Annotated in this window: 15 protein-coding genes; 11 read left to right on the top strand and 4 right to left on the bottom strand. The window is 67.7% G+C overall.

The window, feature by feature from the left end; genetic code table 11:
* Nucleotides 1-8 precede the first annotated feature (8 nt).
* From ABWW33_RS20705 to ABWW33_RS20695, 3 genes are read left to right on the top strand one after another with little or no spacing between them, the layout of a single operon-like run.
* A complete protein-coding gene (locus tag ABWW33_RS20705; protein WP_444551007.1) occupies nt 9-725 on the top strand; it encodes a HupE/UreJ family protein in 717 nt (238 codons plus the stop codon).
* 14 nt (nt 726-739) lie between these two features.
* Nucleotides 740-1,339 (top strand): transmembrane anchor protein, encoded by a 600-nt coding sequence (locus tag ABWW33_RS20700; protein ID WP_353403525.1) that lies wholly within the window; start codon nt 740-742, stop codon nt 1,337-1,339.
* Nucleotides 1,340-1,343: 4 nt separating this feature from the next.
* Nucleotides 1,344-3,323, top strand: a complete 1,980-nt coding sequence (locus ABWW33_RS20695; protein ID WP_353403524.1) for a PepSY domain-containing protein — start codon at nt 1,344-1,346, stop codon at nt 3,321-3,323.
* Between the two features lie 68 nt (nt 3,324-3,391).
* Here the strand turns inward: ABWW33_RS20695 and ABWW33_RS20690 are convergent, their stop codons facing one another.
* The 4 genes from ABWW33_RS20690 to ABWW33_RS20675 all read right to left on the bottom strand — a co-directional run bounded on the left by ABWW33_RS20690 (nt 3,392) and on the right by ABWW33_RS20675 (nt 8,454).
* Nucleotides 3,392-3,769, bottom strand: coding sequence for a hypothetical protein (locus tag ABWW33_RS20690; RefSeq protein WP_353403523.1), 378 nt, complete (start codon nt 3,767-3,769; stop codon nt 3,392-3,394).
* Between the two features lie 57 nt (nt 3,770-3,826).
* Nucleotides 3,827-4,564 carry a DUF4198 domain-containing protein gene (locus ABWW33_RS20685; RefSeq protein WP_353403522.1) on the bottom strand — a complete coding sequence of 246 codons (738 nt, stop codon included), beginning with the start codon at nt 4,562-4,564 and terminating at the stop codon, nt 3,827-3,829.
* Nucleotides 4,565-4,575: 11 nt separating this feature from the next.
* Nucleotides 4,576-6,756, bottom strand: a complete 2,181-nt coding sequence (locus tag ABWW33_RS20680) for a TonB-dependent siderophore receptor (RefSeq protein WP_176651036.1) — start codon at nt 6,754-6,756, stop codon at nt 4,576-4,578.
* Between the two features lie 210 nt (nt 6,757-6,966).
* Nucleotides 6,967-8,454: an aldehyde dehydrogenase family protein gene (locus ABWW33_RS20675; RefSeq protein ID WP_353403521.1), complete on the bottom strand. Its 1,488-nt coding sequence runs from the start codon at nt 8,452-8,454 to the stop codon at nt 6,967-6,969.
* Between the two features lie 426 nt (nt 8,455-8,880).
* On the opposite strand from ABWW33_RS20675, the gene ABWW33_RS20670 reads away from it, so the two are divergent.
* The 8 genes from ABWW33_RS20670 to ABWW33_RS20635 are packed head-to-tail and all read left to right on the top strand — an operon-like array spanning nt 8,881 to nt 17,344.
* Nucleotides 8,881-9,549 (top strand): haloacid dehalogenase type II, encoded by a 669-nt coding sequence (locus ABWW33_RS20670; protein ID WP_353403520.1) that lies wholly within the window; start codon nt 8,881-8,883, stop codon nt 9,547-9,549.
* 23 nt (nt 9,550-9,572) lie between these two features.
* A complete protein-coding gene (locus ABWW33_RS20665) occupies nt 9,573-10,847 on the top strand; it encodes an NAD(P)/FAD-dependent oxidoreductase (protein WP_353403519.1) in 1,275 nt (424 codons plus the stop codon).
* A 7-nt stretch (nt 10,848-10,854) separates the two neighbouring features.
* The gene (locus ABWW33_RS20660; protein WP_353403518.1) at nt 10,855-11,811 is read left to right on the top strand and encodes an ABC transporter permease; all 957 of its coding nucleotides are present in this window, start codon (nt 10,855-10,857) and stop codon (nt 11,809-11,811) included.
* Nucleotides 11,808-12,686, top strand: coding sequence for an ABC transporter permease (locus tag ABWW33_RS20655; RefSeq protein WP_353403517.1), 879 nt, complete (start codon nt 11,808-11,810; stop codon nt 12,684-12,686). The genes ABWW33_RS20660 and ABWW33_RS20655 overlap by 4 nt, the downstream gene beginning before the upstream one ends.
* The gene (locus ABWW33_RS20650; protein WP_353403516.1) at nt 12,683-14,539 is read left to right on the top strand and encodes an ABC transporter ATP-binding protein; all 1,857 of its coding nucleotides are present in this window, start codon (nt 12,683-12,685) and stop codon (nt 14,537-14,539) included. The genes ABWW33_RS20655 and ABWW33_RS20650 overlap by 4 nt, the downstream gene beginning before the upstream one ends.
* Complete coding sequence (locus tag ABWW33_RS20645; protein ID WP_353403515.1) at nt 14,536-14,844, top strand: (2Fe-2S)-binding protein; 309 nt, start codon at nt 14,536-14,538, stop codon at nt 14,842-14,844. Before ABWW33_RS20650 ends, ABWW33_RS20645 begins: the two co-directional genes overlap by 4 nt.
* A complete protein-coding gene (locus ABWW33_RS20640; protein WP_353403514.1) occupies nt 14,826-16,208 on the top strand; it encodes an FAD/NAD(P)-dependent oxidoreductase in 1,383 nt (460 codons plus the stop codon). Before ABWW33_RS20645 ends, ABWW33_RS20640 begins: the two co-directional genes overlap by 19 nt.
* Complete coding sequence (locus tag ABWW33_RS20635) at nt 16,205-17,344, top strand: NAD(P)/FAD-dependent oxidoreductase (protein ID WP_176651045.1); 1,140 nt, start codon at nt 16,205-16,207, stop codon at nt 17,342-17,344. The genes ABWW33_RS20640 and ABWW33_RS20635 overlap by 4 nt, the downstream gene beginning before the upstream one ends.
* Nucleotides 17,345-17,347 lie beyond the last annotated feature (3 nt).

Below are 17,347 nucleotides of genomic sequence, written 5' to 3'. Positions count from 1 at the left end.
GGACCATCATGCGACATCACCTTTCCGCGGCGCTGATGCGCTGCCGCCCGGCCCTGCTGCCGGCCCTGACCATCCTGATGGCGCTGGCGGCCGGCGACGGCATCGCGCATGGCGTGGCCGAGGACGACAAGGCTTACCTGGAGCAGACCAGCGGGATGCAGATCCTGCCCTTCATCTACCTGGGCGCCAAGCACATGGTGACCGGCTACGACCACCTGCTGTTCCTGGTCGGCGTGATCTTCTTCCTGTACCGGCTCAAGGATGTCGGCGCCTACGTCACGCTGTTCGCGCTGGGCCACAGCATCACGCTGCTGTCGGGCGTATTGAGCGGCACCCACATCAACCCCTATCTGGTGGACGCCATCATCGGCTTTTCGGTGGTGTACAAGGCGCTCGACAACATGGGGGCGCTGGAACGGCTGCTGGGATTCCAGCCCAACACCAAGGCCGCGGTGCTGATCTTCGGCCTGTTCCACGGCTTTGGCCTGGCCACCAAATTGCAGGAGCTGACGCTGTCGCAGGAGGGGCTGGTGCCCAACATCCTGTCGTTCAATATCGGCGTCGAGATCGGGCAGATGCTGGCGCTGAGCAGCATCCTGATCGCGATGGGATATTGGCGCCGCAGCGCGTCCTTCCGGCGCCAGGCCTTCAACGCCAACGTGGTGCTGATGATCGCCGGCTTCGTCCTGATGGGCTATCAACTGACCGGTTACGCGACCGTCTGAACAAGGAAACCAGCATGATCACCACCTATGAAACCGCATCCCCGCCCACGCTGCAGCAACTGGGCAAGGCAACCGGCGTCGCGCTCGCCGTCGCCGCCCTGATCCTGACCGTGGCGGTACTGCCGGCCGAATACGGCATCGATCCGTTGGGCGCCGGCGGCGCGCTGGGACTGACCAAGCTGTATGGCGGCGCCCGCAAGACGGCCGAGGTGCAGCCGGTTCCCGCGTCCGGCGCCACGCAGGCGGCGGCCACGCAGGCAGGCCCGGTAAGCAGCAGCGCCATGCCGCTGCGTTCCGACGAGATGCGCGTGACGCTGCAGCCGGGCCAGGGGGCCGAAGTCAAGGCGCTGATGCGCAAGGGCGAGCACTTCGTGTTCAGCTGGTCCAGCGACGGCGGCCCGGTCAAATCCGACATGCACGGCGAACCGGAACATGCGAAGCCGGGGGAGTTCACCACCTACTGGAAGGTGGCGCAGCAGAGTGCCGCGCAAGGCGCATTCACCGCCGGCTTCGATGGCATCCACGGCTGGTTCTGGCGCAACAAGGGAGCGCAGCCGGTGACCATCACCGTCAAGGTCACCGGCTTCCACGAAAAGCTGTTCCGGCCGTCGTGATGCCATGAAGCGCGGACTGCTGCCACTGCACCGCTGGAGCGGGCTGACCTTCGGTGCGCTGTTCGTGATGGTGGGCGTGACCGGAGCCGGCATGGTATTCCGGCCGCAGCTCGAACCGCTGGTCAGTGCCGATCTGCTGCGGGTCGCACCCTGCGCCGCGTCGTTGCCGCTGGATGCGCTGTTGGCGGCCGCGCGGCAGGCCAACCCGCATGGCGGCGCGCCCGGAACGATCCGCATCGCCGGCGACGGACGCACCAGCGTCAAAGTGCGGCTCGGCGACGACCGCTGGATCTATGTCGATCCATGCAACGCCCGTGTGCTGGGCAGCCAGCAAATGTATGGCGGCCTGTTTGGCACTTTGGCGCGCCTGCATATCTTCGGATACCTGCCTGGCGGCGAGCTGGCGGCCGGCGGCATGGCGCTGCTGCTGGGCGGCGCGATGGCGTTGGGCGGCCTGTGGCTGTGGCGGCCCGCCAGCCTGCGACAACTGAAGCGCGGCTGGCGCATGGACTCCGGCTTGCGGGGACGCGCCTGGCAGTTGCAGCTGCATCGCACCGCCGGCATGTACGCCGCGCCAGTGCTGCTGGTCTGCGCGCTGACCGGCGTGCCGCAAGCCTTTGGCTGGGCGGCTCGCGCGATCGATATCTCCAGCGTATCGCCGCCCCGTGCCGCGGCCCCCACCGCAAGCGCGCCCTCGATCGACGCCATGTGGCGGAACGCGCTGCGGCTGTCGCCGCCATTGCAAAAGGCCCAGCTGCGGTTGCCGCAGGCGCCGGGCCAGCCGGTGGTGATGGAGCTGGTGGCGCGCGACGCCCCCCATCCCAACGCCAACAGCTATCTGTATTTCGACCCCGCCAGCGGCGCGCTAATCAAGCAGATCCCCTACAGCGCCAACCCGGCCGGCCACAAGATTTATCTGTGGGCGCTGGCCATACACTACGGCTGGGTGGGTGGCCTGGCCGGCCAGCTGTTGCTGTTCCTGGGCGCCATGTCCATCCCGCTGCTGGCCTGGGCCGGCACGCTAAGCTATCTGCACAGCCGCCGCACGCCGTCCCGATTGCAGCTGCGGGTGGATCGGATGTCGGCGGAAGCGGCAGGCATACGCAGTTTTCAACTCAGCGCCCCGGATGGCGGGCGGCTGCCGGAATTCACTCCCGGCGCCCACATCGACGTCTTTCTTCCCGGCGGCTTGGTGCGTCAATATTCGCTGTGCGGCGATCCGTCCGACCGCTATCGCTACCGGATCGCCGTACTGCGCTGCGCGGACTCCCTCGGCGGCTCGCTGGCCATGCACGCGCTGGACCAAGGCGACATGCTGACCGTCGGCCCGCCACGCAATCACTTTCCCCTGGCCGCCGACGCCGCCCATTCGATCCTGATCGCCGGCGGCATCGGCATCACGCCCATCCTGTGCATGGCGCGCCACCTCGCGGCGCAAGGCGCCAGCTTCGAGCTGCACTATTGCTGCCGCGCCGAGGACCATGCGGCATTCCGCACGGAGTTGCGCGGTTCCGGCTTCCGCCAGCGCGTGCACTGGCATTTCCCTCCCCGCCGCCTGGACCTGGATGCGCTGCTGGCCAGCAGCACTCCCGGCAGCCACGTCTACGTCTGCGGACCGGAGCGGCTGATGGACGCGGTCTGCGCGACCGCGGTCGTTCATGGCTGGCCAGCCGCGCAGGTACACCGAGAATACTTCAAGACCGGAGCCGCCGACACCTCCGCCGACAGACCGTTCGACCTGAAGATCGCCAGTTCCGGACGCGTGGTCAGGGTCGATGCGGGAGTCACCGCACTGGCGGCGCTGGCCGATGCCGGCATCGTCATTCCGTCGTCCTGCGGCCAGGGCGTCTGCGGCACCTGCGTCACGGGCGTGCTGGAAGGCGAGCCTGAACAACGCGACCGCTGTCTGCCACCGTTCTGCATCGACCGCTTCACGCCGTGCTGTTCACGCGCGCGCGGAGCGCTGCTGGTGCTGGACCTGTGATCCGGCGCTTCAATACTGCATTAAGACAAAAAAAATGCGCCATCGCTGGCGCACAAACCATCCTATTCCTATTTGATCTCGAAGGTGGTGCTGACCTTGGTCTTCTTGTCATCCAGCGTCAGCACGGCCAGTACCTTGCTGCCCTTGACCGCACCCGGCGCCTTGGCCTCCAGCAGATTGCCGCCGGCCGGCTTCAGCGTGAACTCCGATCTGGCGGCGCCCTTCACCAAGGTCAGTTTGCCGCTGATGCCGGCGGTCGGCATATCGTCGCCATCGTCCTGCAGATACAGCTGCAGGGTATCGCCCTTCACCACAAGCTCCAGCCAGGTCTCGCCCGAGGTCTGGACGATGCCCCCGTGGTTGGCCGTCGCCGAACCGTGCGCGCCGGCCAGGCCGCCGGCCAGCGCGGCGGCACTCAATACCAGCCAGCCCAGAATTTTCTGCATGATGCTGCTCCTTAAGGAATGCGGCGCTCTTGATCAGGCGGCGCCGCCTGGCCCCTTTTACTCCGGTGCGTGCGGCAGCACGAACGACAGCGAGGCCAGATGCTCGATGCGGTTGTACTTGGCCGGCTGATCGGACGGCGACTCAAAGATCGCAACGATCACGTTCAAACCCTGGTTGCGCACATTCAGCGTGACGGTGCCGTCGGCGCCACTCAGCACCGGCGCGCCATCGGGGTCGTTCAGCCAGTCCTGCAGTACCTTGGCGCCGGCCACCGGTTTGCCTTGATACAGCACGCGCAGCTTGATCGGCTGACCCAGCAAGGCCGGCAATCTGGACTCGACCGGAACGATCTCCAGTGTCTGGTGCGGCAGCGCTCCGATCGGCGCGTTGACGGCGGTGCGCAGGTGCACCGCGTATTTGATGGTGCGCTCGGCAACGACGGCGTTCGGTACTTCGTCCTTGCCCTTCTTGTGCCACTTGCCGTCCGGGGTCTTGCTCCAGGTGCCGTTGTCGAGCACCGCCGCCACCACCGCCGGCTGGTTTTCCAGGTTGACCAGCACCAGCCGGCCATCCGGTTCGAGCTTGGTGGCGACCGGCTTGCCGTCGGCGTCGTAACCGTCGACCGAGGTCACCTGCGGCAGGCGCTTGAGCGAATCCAGGTCGTCGGCGCCGACGCCGTACAGGAAAGCCAGCTGGGTGGCGCGCTGCGCGAACCAGATGCCGTGCGCCTGCACGCCGCCGGCGACGCCCGCGGCCAGCGCGCAGGCAACCATCAATTTTCCGATTTTTTTCATGTCAGCTCCGCTTAGAATTTGTACTGCAGATTCAAGGTGATGGTGCGCTCGATGCCGGGCGAAACCCAGACCTGGCTGTACGAGCTGGCGTAGTACTTCTTGTTGAACAGGTTGTCGACGTTCAGCGAGACGCGTACCTTCTTGTTGGGCGACCAGGAGGAAATCAGCTTGGCCGTGGTATAGGCGGGCAGCATGAAGTTGCTGGAGACCGCGACATCGCCCAGCCGCTCGCCGACATAATTCAAGCCGCCGCCCAGCGACGCCGTGCCGCCGGCCAGCGCGAAGGAACGGGTCAGCACCACGGTGGCGCTTTGCTTCGGCACATTGGGGAAGCGGCTGCCGGTGACGATGGTGTTGTCGCCCTTGGTGACGGTGGCATCGGTGTAGGCATAGGCGGCCGACAGGCGCGTGGCAGTGGCGATCTCGCCCGACAGGTCCAGCTCCACGCCCTTGCTGCCTACCTCGCCGGCGGACACCGAGAAATCGGTGTTGAGCGGATTGGTGGTCAGCACATTGGACTTCTTGATGTGGTACAGCGCCAGCGTGCCGGTGATCTTGCCGTCGGCCGTTTCCAGCTTGGAGCCGACCTCGTACGAGCGGCTGTCCTCCGCCGGGAAGGCCTTGTTGTCGATGCTGATGCCGCTGTTCGGGCGGAAGCCCTTGGCCGCCGTGGCATACAGCGATATCGTCGATATCGGTTGATACACCAGGCCGGCGCGCGGACTGGTGGCGGTCAGCGACTGGCTGTTCGACACGTTCAGGCGGTAGTTGGTCACCGTCTGGTCATAGGTGTCGGAGCGTACTCCCAGCAAGGCTTTCCACTGGTCGCTCAGGTCGATCTGGTCCTGCGCATAGAAGGCGTGGGCGCGCTGCTCTTCCTTGGTGTTGATCGACTGGGTCAAAGGATCGGCCACGCCGCCGTAGACCGGGTTGTAGATGTCGATCGCATAGGCGTTGGTGGCGCTCGGGTTGCGCCGCAGCTGGATGCGGCGGTCGTTGAAGCGGTAGGCGTCGGCGCCGACCAGGATGTTGTTGACCAGCGACCCGGTGCTGAATTTTCCCACCAATTCCACCCGGCCGGAAACGTCGATCGCCGAGAAGTCGCGGTAGCGGCGCTGGCGGCGCAAAGTGCGGCCGTCGGCCAACAGGTTATTGGCCTCGGTCGAGTAACCGTCGAGCGAACTGTCGCGGTACGATAGGCCCGATTGCAGTTTCCAGTCCCCGTTGAACTCATGTTGCAGGAAGACCTGGTGGCCCAGCGACTTCACCGTGATCGGGCCGTCGGCCGGTTCGCCCAGGAAGCGCGAGTTGGGCACCAGTCCCAGTACGCCTTTGACCGCCACCACGCCGCGGTCGAACGGCACCCGTTGCTCGCTGGCCTCCACCTCGTACGACAGGGTGGTGCTGTCGCCGATCAGCCAGATGAAGGACGGCGACAGGAACGACCGCTCGGTTTTTACCGTGTCGCGGAAGCTGTCGCCCTTTTCGTAGGCGCCGTTCAGGCGGTAAGCCACGGTCTCGCTGATGGGGCCGGTCAGGTCGACCGCCGTGCGCCAGGTATTGAAACTGCCGAGCGACAATTCCAGCATATAGGCCGGCTCGAAGCGCGGCTTCTTGGTGGTGATGTTGACGGTACCGCCGGGCTCGCCACGGCCGTACAGCGCCGAGGCCGGCCCTTTCAGCACTTCGACGCTGTTGGTGCTGGCCGAATCGCGCAGGCCGTTGTAGCCGCGGCTGGAGCTGAAGCCGTTGACCAGGTAGTCGGAGCCGAAGTTGGGGTCGCCGGTAAAGCCGCGCATCGCATAGCTGTCCCACAGGCCGCCCAGGTTGCTCTGGCGGGAAATGCCGCTGGTCAGATCGAGGGCGCTGGCCAGGTTGGTCACGCCGACGTCCTTGAGCAGGTCGGCGGTGAGCACGCGCACGCTTTGCGGCAAGTCCTTGAGCAGCGTGTCGGTCTTGGTGGCGCCGGTGGCCGACAGCGCGCGATAGTTCTGGCGCGCGCCTCTGACCTCGACCACGTCCGGCTTTCTGGGCTCGGTCTGCGTTTCCGCGGAGGCCGCCGCGCCGGCGTCACCGGCTGCGGCGGCTGCGACAGCCAGCGGTGCGGCGGGATCGGCCTCGCCGGCAAGCGCCGCCAGCGGGTAGGTGGCAGCCAAGAACAGGGCCAAGGTGCGGTGACGGGTGGGATACATGACAAACTCCTGGTTAGGTGTGAATGTACTAGATGAAACGTCTACTGAGACTGATTACAACATGGGCAGATCTCTCGTTTATCCTGTAATCGCCCCGTCACAAAACAGAAATAATTGTTTTCCGAATCAGAATCAGCACGCCTTGCTGCATGCCAGCCGCCCGCACCAGCCCAGTGCCGAATCGGGCCCGCCGCCCCAAGCAAGAGCGCCCTACTCCCCGCTTTCGAGCGCGAAATCGATCAGCACCGTCTTGTGCCGCAGGTTCGCCTCGTAAGCCTGGCGGCCCAGGTCCTTGCCCATGCCGGAGCGCTTGAAGCCGCCGGTGGGCAGCACGAAATCGTCGCTGCGGCCGTAGCGGTTGACCCACACCGTGCCGGCCTCCAGCTGCCGCACGCAGCGCAGCACGCGGCCGATATCGGCGGTGTGGACGCCGGCCGCCAGTCCGTACGATGGATGGTCGGCCAACGCCAGCGCCTCGTCGTCGTCGTCGAAGGTCTGCACCGTCAGCACCGGGCCGAAGATCTCGTCGCGCACCGCTTCCATGTCGGCGCCGACGCCGGTGAGGATGGTCGGCTGGTAAAACGCGCCCTCGCCGCCGAACGGCGCCAGCGCGCCGCCGGCGGCGATGCGCGCCCCCGCCTGCACGCTGCGCCGGACCATGCCGTCGATGCGCTGGGCGTCGGCCGGACTGATGATGGGCGAGAGCGTGCTGTCCTGGTCCCAGGTGTGGCCAGGACGCAACGCCTGGAAGGCCTGGGCGATGCCTGCGACCACGCGATCGGCCACGCTGCGCTGCACGATCAGGCGCGAGCCGGCCACGCAGACCTGCCCGGCGTTGCCGGCGATGGCGCCGGCCACCATGCGCGCCACCTTGTCCAGGTCCGGCGCGTCGGCAAATACCAGCTGCGGGCTTTTGCCGCCCAGTTCCAGGGTCACCGGCTTGGTGCCGCTGTGCGCGCAGGCGGCCATGATGGCGCTGCCGGTGCGGGTCGAGCCGGTGAAGGTCACCTTGGCGATGCGCGGATGGCGCACCAGGGCGTCGCCGGTGACGCGGCCGTCGCCCTGGATCACATTGAAGATCCCCGGCGGCATGCCGGCCGCAATGGCCAGCTCCGCCAGCCGCAGCACGGAAAACGGCGTCAGTTCCGACGGCTTCAGCACCACGGCGTTGCCCGCGGCCAGGGCCGGCGCGATCTTCCAGGAGGCCATCACCAGCGGGAAATTCCACGGCGCGATGGCGCCGATCACGCCATACGGCTCGGCCACCGTCATGCCGAACTGGTCGCTGCGGGTGGCCGCCACGTCGCCGCCCTCCTTATCGGCGAATTCGGCGAAGAAGCGGATGCCTTCGGCCGTAAACGGAATATCCCATGCGGCGGCGTTGGCGATCGGACGGGTCGACCCCACCGCCTCCAGCGGCGCCAGTTGCGCCACGTCGGCCTCGATCAGGTCGGCCCAGCGGCGCAGCACGCGCGCCCGGTCGCGCGGCGCCTGGCGCGCCCAATTGCTGGTCTTGAAAGCCTGCCACGCGTTCTCCACCGCGCGGTCGACCAGTTCCGCGTCGGCTACCGGCAGGGAGGCGTAGGCGCGGTTGTCGGATGGCCGGCGCACTTCCAGCGCGGCGCTGGCGGCGACATACTGGCCGCCGATGAAGTGGGCGCTATGGACCTGGACCTGGTCGGGATGAAAGCTGGGCATCGCGGAATTCCTTAGTAGACTGATTGGTGAGCCGGGAGACGGCTGGAATGAAAGCTGCATGGCTTATGCTAAGCGCGAACGCGCAGCATTTAATGCGGTCGTCATGGCCGCGGGAGGCGCAAGCTTGTGTAGTTCGGGCCTCAGCCGTAGATCGTGCTTAGCCGGCCAAAACCGCCGCCGGGTGCCGTTTTCCCTCTGGCGGACGGCTGTTACCGTATGTCCGCGACAACCGGCGTCGCGCCGGCCGCGCCGCGCAGGGGCCGCAGCAAGGTATGCTGTCGGAGTCGGGAAAAACCGTTGTTTCTGTTTCAAGGAGGCGGCAATACGGAATAAAGCGCAGCAGGGGCTATGGTGTAATGAATGTCAGCGGAACACAACGCCAACGCAAGCTGTGCAACCTGCTTCACTAACCTTCAAGGACCAACGATGAGCATCTTACGCCCCAAATACATCACCTTCGACTGCTACGGCACCCTGACCCGCTTCCGCATGGCCGACATGACGCGCGAAATCTTCGCCGACCGCGTCCCGGCCGAGCGCATGGACGAATTCGTGATGCTGTTCGCCGACTACCGCCTGGACGAAGTGCTCGACGCATGGAAGCCATACGAGCAGGTGGTCAAGAACGCGCTGTTCCGCGCCTGCAAGCGCTGGAACGTGCCGGTCACCGAGGCCGAGGCGCAAAGCTACTACAACGCGGTGCCGACCTGGGGCCCGCATGCCGACGTACCGGAGCCGCTGGCCAAGCTGGCCAAGGAATTCCCGCTGGTGATCTATTCGAACGCCGCCAACGCGCAAATCATGCAGAACGTCGAGAAGCTGGGCGCCCCGTTCCATCAGGTGTTCACCGCCGAAAACGCCAAGGCCTACAAGCCGCGCCTGGCCGCCTTCGAATATATGATCGACAACCTGAATTGCAGCCCCGACGACATCCTGCACGTGTCGTCCAGCCTGCGCTACGACCTGATGCCCGCGCGCAGCCTGGGCATCAAGAACAAGGTCTTCGTCAACCGTGGCCACGAACCGTCGACGCCCCACTACGGCTACAACGAGATCAAGGACCTGTCCGGCCTGCCGGCCCTGCTCGGACTGTAATCGCCCGCCCACTGGGAGCAAACATGAAGCTTGAATCGTACTGGCTCGATACCGCCCCGCCCTTTACCGGCGCCGCGCAGGGACAGGTGCCCGTGCGCGCCGACGTGGTGGTGGTCGGCGGCGGCTTTACCGGCTTGTCGGCGGCGCTGGCGCTGGCACGGCGCGGCGCCTCGGTAGTGCTGCTGGAGGCGGGCCGGATTGCCGGCGAAGCCTCCGGCCGCAACGGCGGCCAGTGCAACACCGGGCTGGCGCACGATTACGCCGACCTGTGCGCCCGCATCGGCGAACCGCAGGCGCGCAGCTTCTACCAGGCCTACGACGCGGCGGTCGACACGGTCGAGCGATTGATCAGGGAGGAAAACATCGATTGCGACTTCCAGCGCTGCGGCAAGCTGAAACTGGCCGCCAAGCCGGAGCACTACGCCAAGCTGCAACGGGTGTATGAGCAGTTGCGCGCCAGCGTAGATCCCGGCATCGAGCTGGTGCCGCCGGAGCAACTGGCCAGCGAGGTAGGATCGTCCGGCTTTTACGGCGGCCTGCTGCAGCGCCAGGGCGCTCAGATGCACATGGGGAAATTCGCGGTCGGCCTGGGCGAGGCGGCGGTGCGCGCCGGCGCGCAGCTGTACCAGGATGCGCCGGTCGACGACATCGTACGCATCGCCGGCGGCTTCCGCGTCCGCAGCGCGCGCGGCCCGGTGGACGCGGCCCAGGTGTTTCTGGCCACCGGCAACTCCAGCCTCGGTCCGTTCGCCTACTTCCGCCGCAGGCTGGTTTCAGTGGGCAGCTTCATCATCGCCACCGCGCCGCTGGACAAGGAGCAGCTGGACCGCATCGCGCCCGGCCGCCGCAACTACGTCACCACCAAGAACATCGGCAACTACTTCCGCATCACCCCGGACCAGCGCCTGCTGTTCGGCGGGCGCGCCCGCTTCGCGCTGTCCAATCCCAAATCGGACGCCAAGAGCGGCGCCATCCTGGCAGACACCATGACCCGGCTGTTCCCGCAACTGCAAGGCACACCCATCGACTACTGCTGGGGGGGCCTGGTGGACATGACGGCCGACCGCCTTCCGCGCGCCGGCCAGCATGAGGGCATGTTCTATTCGCTGGGCTACAGCGGCCACGGCGTGCAGATGTCGGTCCACATGGGCCAGCAGATGGCCGAGGTGATGGCCGGCCGAAGCGATTGCAATCCGTGGCGCGGCCTGGAATGGCCGGCGATTCCGGGCTACTTCGGCAAGGCCTGGTTCCTGCCGCTGGTCGGCGCCTACTACAAACTGCAAGACCGTCTGCACTGAGGCCCGGATGAACCGCACCATAGCCAAACTGCTGATCAACCGCCTGGCGCTGGCGGCGCTGACGCTCTTGATCGTGTCGGTGGTGGTTTTCACCATCACCAACCTGCTGCCGGGCGACGCCGCCGAGGAATCGCTGGGCCAGGCCGCCACGCCGGAAACGGTGGCCGCACTGCGTCTGCAATTCGGCCTCGACGACCCGGCCCCGCTGCGCTACGGCCGCTGGCTGCTGCACCTGCTGCAGGGCGACGCCGGCAACTCGCTGGTCAACGGCCAGCCGGTCGGCACGCTGATCGCGACCCGCCTGCCGTCTTCCCTGGTGCTGGCCGGCGCCACCGCCGCCGTCTCGGTGCCGCTGGCGCTGCTGCTTGGCATCGTCTCGGCGATGTACCGCGGCTCGCTGTTCGACCGCGGCATGAACATGCTGGCGGTGTCGCTGGTGTCGGTGCCGGAATTCCTGATCGCCACGCTGGCCGTGCTGCTGTTCGCGGTCAAGCTGCGCTGGCTGTCGGCGCTGTCGCACACCGCCGACATCGCGACACTGGGCCAGTTCCTCGCGGCCTATGCGATGCCGGTGTTCACGCTGTGCTGCGTGATCGTGGCGCAGATGGCGCGCATGACACGCGCAGCCGTCATCGATCAGCTGCGCGCGCCTTACGTCGAGATGGCGCGATTGAAAGGCGCGCGGCCGGTGCGCATCGTGCTGGCGCACGCGCTGCCGAACGCGATCGGCCCGATCGCCAACGCGGTCGCCCTCAGCCTGTCGTATCTGCTGGGCGGGGTGCTGATCGTCGAGAGCATCTTCAACTATCCCGGCATCGCCAACCTGATGATCGACGCCGTCACCACCCGCGACATCCCGCTGGTGCAGGCCTGCGCCATGATCTTCTGCGGCGCTTACCTGCTGCTGGTGATGCTGGCCGATATCTGTGCAATCGTCTCCAACCCGAGGTTACGCAATCTATGAAGCGCCCTGTTCCCCCATCCCCGGCCCGCCTTGCGCGCGTGTTCCGTCCGCGCCTGCCCGCATTGGCTTCGCTGCCGCCGCTGGCCTGGATCGGCCTGGCCATCGTGCTGTTCTGGCTGGCGGTGACGCTGTGCGGTCCATCCATTTCGCCGCACGACGCGGCGGAGATCGTCGACCCCGACGTCTTCGGCGGCATCAGCTGGCAGTATCCGCTGGGGACCGACTACCTGGGCCGCGACATGCTGAGCCGCGTCCTGTACGGCGCCCGCTACACGGTGGCGTTGGCGCTGGCCGCCTCGGTGCTGGCCAGCGCCACCGGCACCCTGCTGGGCCTGTACGCGGCGGTCGCCGGCGGCTGGGCCGACGCCACGCTGAGCCGCGCGCTCGACGCGCTCATTTCCATCCCCAGCAAGATGTTCGCGCTGATGATGGTGGCCTCGTTCGGCTCCTCGGTGCCACTGCTGATCGTTACCGCCGCGGTGGGCTTCATGCCGGGCGCCTACCGCATCGCGCGGGCGCTGGCCGTCAACGTGCAGGCGATGGAGTTCGTCCAGGCCGCCCGCGCCCGCGGCGAGGGAAGGTCTTACATCGCCTGCGTCGAAGTGCTACCCAATATGATACGGCCGGTGCTGGCCGACTTCGGCCTGCGCTTCGTGTTCACGGTGCTGCTGCTGAGCGGGCTGTCCTTCCTCAGCCTGGGCGTGCAACCGCCCGACGCCGACTGGGGTTCGCTGGTGCGCGAGAACATCGGCGGCCTGAGCGAAGGCGCGCCGGCGGTGCTGATGCCGGCGCTGGCGATCGCCACGCTGACCATCGGCGTCAACCTGCTGATCGATAACCTGCGCAACACGCGCCACGCCAAGGAATCCCGATGACACCATTGGTACAAGTGAGCGGCCTGCGCGTGGTCGCGCGCAACGACGCCGGCCTCGACGTCCCCATCGTCAAGGACGTGGACTTCGCGCTGAATCCGGGCGAGGTGCTGGCCCTGATCGGAGAGTCCGGCTCCGGCAAGACCACGATCGCGCTGTCGCTGATGGGCTATGCCCGCAGCGGCTGCCGCATCGCCGGCGGTTCGATACGGGTCGGCGAGCAGCAGGTGCTGGAACTGGACGCGCGCCAGCTGGCCAGCCTGCGCGGCCGCACCGTCGCCTACATCGCGCAAAGCGCCTCGTCGGCCTTCAATCCCGCGCGCACGCTGATGGACCAGGTGGTGGAAAGCGCCTGCATCCACGGCACGCTGCCGCGCGCCCAGGCCGAGGCCAAGGCGGTCGACCTGTTCCGCGCGCTGGCGCTGCCTGATCCGGAAACCATCGGCAAACGCTATCCGCACCAGGTTTCGGGCGGCCAGCTGCAGCGCGTGATGGCCGCCATGGCGTTCATTACCGACCCGGCGCTGGTGATCCTGGACGAACCGACCACCGCGCTGGACGTCACCACCCAGATCGAAGTGCTGCGCGCCTTCAAGGACGTGGTGCGCCAGCTCGGCACCACGGCGGTCTACGTCTCGCACGACCTGGCCGTGGTGACGCAGATGGCCGACCGCATCGTCGTGCTGCGCGACGGCGAGGTGCGCGAGAACGGCGCCACGCCGCAGGTGCTGAAAGCGCCGGCCCATCCCTACACCCAAAGCCTGCTGGCCGCCGCCACGCCGGCCGAACGCGATATCGGCGTCGCGGCGCCCGCGCTGACCCGGCTGGCGCCGCCGCTGCTGGAAATCCGCAACCTGGTGGCCGGCTACGGCGCGCCGGACGCCAGCGGCCTGCCGTCCAGGCGCATCATCAACGACGTCAGCCTGACCATCGCGCGCGGCGCCACGCTGGGCGTGATCGGCGAATCGGGCTGCGGCAAGACCACGCTGGCGCGGGTGGTGGCCGGCATGGTGCCGGGCGCGCGCGGCGAAGTGCTGCTCGACGGCGGTGCGCTGCCCGCCTGCGGGCACGGACGCACCCGCGAGCAGCACCAGCGGGTGCAGTTCGTATTCCAGAATGCCGACACGGCGCTCAATCCGGCCCACACCATCGGCGGCATCCTGGCGCGGCCGCTGACCTTCTATCACAACCTGCGCGGTGAGCAGCGCCGCCGCCGCGTGCTGCAGTTGCTCGATCTGGTCAAGCTGCCGGCGGCGATCGCCGACCGCCTGCCGGGCGAGCTGTCCGGCGGCCAGAAGCAGCGCATCAACCTGGCGCGCGCGCTGGCGGCCGAGCCGGACCTGATCCTGTGCGACGAGATCACGTCGGCGCTGGACACGGTGGTGGCAGCCGCCATCCTCGACCTGATGGCCGAGCTGCGGCGCGAATTGAAAGTATCGTATATGTTCATCAGTCATGACATCAACACCGTGCGCGCCATCTGCGACGACATCGTGGTGCTGTACGCCGGCCAGAAGGTCGAGTCGCGGCCGCGCGCGGCGCCCGCCGACGCACCCTTCCATCCGTATTCGCAGCTGCTGATTTCATCGGTGCCGCAACTGCGCCAGGGCTGGCTGGACCAGGTCTGCGCGCGCGGCGCCGACGCGCTGCCGCCGCTGGCGCCGGACACCGCTGCCGACAGCGGCGCCCTGTGCGCCTTCCGGCCGCGGTGCGCGGTGCGCGTCGACGGTCTCTGCAACCGCCTGCCGCCGCCACAGCAGCACCTGGAGCACGGCGGCACCATCCTGTGCCATCACAGCGGCGCCGACCTGGCGCTGTTTGAGCATGCAGCGCCCTGCGCCGAGGAGGTGGCATGAGCGCGCGCTTCGTACGGCTGGCCGAGCAGGATCGCGCCCCGGTCCACTTCTTCATCGACGGCGAACCGGCCAGGGCGCTGCAGGGCGACACGCTGCTGGTGGCCATACTGGGCGCCGCCAATTCCCTGCGCAGCTCTGAATTCGGAGACGGCCGCCGCGCCGGTTTCTGCCTGATGGGCGCCTGCCAGGATTGCTGGGTATGGACCGCCGACGGCGCGCGCCTGCGCGCCTGCTCCACCGAAATCGCCGAAGGCATGCGCATCATCACCAGGAATACGGAGGCGGCATGGCTGAACCCCGCGTAATCGTGGTCGGCGCCGGACCTGCCGGCGTGCGCGCGGCCGAGGCCTTGTGCGCGGCGGGCATTCGGCCCATCGTCATCGACGAAGGACGGCGCGACGGCGGCCAGATCTACCGCCGCCAGCCCGAAAACTTCACCCGCTCGTACGCCACGCTGTACGGCAGCGAAGCCACGCGCGCGCAGTCCCTGCACCGCTGCTTCGACGCGCTGCGCGAGCGGATCGACTATCGGCCCGACACGCTGGCCTGGAACGTCAGCGAAGGCCATCTGCACGTCGCCAGCCGGCACGGCACCAGCCGCCTGCAGTACGACGCGCTGCTGATCTGCGCCGGCGCCACCGACCGCCTGATGCCGCTCAAGGGCTGGCAATACGCCGGCACCTACAGCCTCGGCGCGGCACAGATCGCGCTCAAGTCGCAGGCTTGCGCCATCGGCGGCAAGGTGGTTTTCGTGGGCACCGGTCCGCTGCTCTACCTGGTCGCGATGCAGTACCTGAAGGCCGGCGCGAATATCGCGGCCGTGCTCGACACCTCCCGGCTGCGCGACCAGATCGCCGCATTGCCTCAGTTGCTGGCCCGTCCCGCGCTGCTGTGGAACGGCCTGCGGTTCATCGCCATGCTGCGGCGCGCCGGCGTTCCCGTGCTGTCCGGCGTGACGCCGCTGGAAATCGAAGGCAGCGCGGACGACGGCGTGCAGGCGCTGCGCATCCGCGACCGGCGCGGCGTCGAACGCCGCTACGCCGGCGACGCCGTCGCCATGGGCTACCACCTGCGGCCGGAGACCCAGCTGGCCGACCTGGCGCGCTGCGAATTCCGCTTCGACGCCGCCGGCCGCCAGTGGTTTCCTCAAGTGAGCGAGGATGGCCGCAGTTCGGTGCCCGGCGTGTACCTGGCGGGAGATGGCGCCCGCATCCTGGGCGCGGACGGCGCCGAGAACGCGGGCCGGCTGGCAGCGCTGGCGATCCTGCAAGACCTGGGGCGTCCGGTGCCGGACCATGAACAACGACGCAGCGCCCTGCTCGGCATCCGCTACACGATGGAGCGCTTCCGCCAAGGCCTGGTGCGCGCCTTCCCGTGGCCGAAGCAGCAGGCCGCGGACTTGCCGGACGAGGCGCTGGTATGCCGCTGCGAATGCATCAGCGCCGGCGAACTGCGCCGCGTCGCCACCGAATTCGGCGCCAGCGAAGCCAATCGCGCCAAAGCCTTCAGCCGGGTCGGCATGGGCCGCTGCCAGGGCCGCTACTGCGCCCAGGCCGGCGCCGAGGTCATCGCCCATGCCTGCGGCGTGCCGTTGGAGCAGGTTGGCCGCCTGCGCGGCCAGGCCCCCGTCAAACCCCTATCGATCCAGACCCGCGAGGAACAGCAATGAGCGTGCCGCAACAAGCCGATGTCCTGATAGTCGGAGGTGGCCTGATGGGCGCGTCGACCGCGTTTTTCCTGCGCCGGCGCGGCCTGTCGGTGATCTTGCTTGAACGAGGGCTGGTGGGGCAGCAAGCCAGCGGCGTCAACTTCGGCAACGTGCGGCGGCAGGCGCGCTTCCTGCCGCAGCTGCCGCTGGCCAATCGCGCCTTCGATATCTGGTGCAAGCTGCCGCAACTGATCGGCGAAGACATCGAATTCCTGCAATCCGGTCATCTACGCGTGGCCTACCGCCCGGAGCAAGCGGCGGTGCTGGAGGACTACGCGCGCGAAGCCCGCCACTACGGGCTGGATCTGGAGCTGATCGCCGGCGAGGCGATGCGCAAGCGCTATCCCTTCCTCGGCCCGGAGGTGCAGGCCGCCTCGCTGTCGCCGCGCGACGGCCACGCCAATCCGCGCCTGGCCGCTCCGGCCTTCGCACGCGCCGCGGTACGCGCGGGAGCCACGATCGTCGAACAGTGCGAGGTACTGGAACTGGAGAAGGACGGGGTGGATTTCCGCGCCAGTTGCGCCGACGGCCGCAGCTTCCGTGCCCCGACGCTGCTGATCGCCAGCGGGGCATGGGCCGGGCGCATGGCGGCCGCCTTTGACGAAGCGGCGCCGATGACGGTACGCGGCCCGCAGATGGCGGTGACCGAACCGATGCCCTATGCCATCGCGCCGGCGGTCGGCGTCGCCACCAAACTGCTGGAGGAAAGCTTGTACTTTCGCCAGGTCAAGCGCGGCAACATCGTGTTCGGCGGCTGCGGGCGGGGTCCCGCCGACATCGACACCAGGCGCGCCTATGTCCAACCCGAGCACACGCTGACGCAGTTCCGCCAGCTGGCCCGCTTGGCGCCCGCGCTGTCACGTCTGAACATCATCCGGGTCTGGAGCGGCATCGAGGGCTACATGAGCGACGACCTGCCGGTGATGGGGCCCAGCACGCGCGTTCCCGGACTGTATTACGCTTTCGGCTTCAGTGGCCACGGCTTCCAGCTCGGTCCTGGTGTCGGCGACGTGATGGCGGAACTGATCGACACAGGAAGCACGTCGACGCCGATCGCCCCGTTTTCGATTCAGCGCTTCGCCGCGGTGCCGGCCTGACAA

Origin of the sequence: Duganella hordei, from assembly GCF_040369125.1 — a bacterium.
Taxonomy (GTDB): Bacteria; Pseudomonadota; Gammaproteobacteria; order Burkholderiales; family Burkholderiaceae_D; genus Rugamonas; species Rugamonas hordei.
This window is presented reverse-complemented; position numbering and strand designations above follow the sequence as displayed.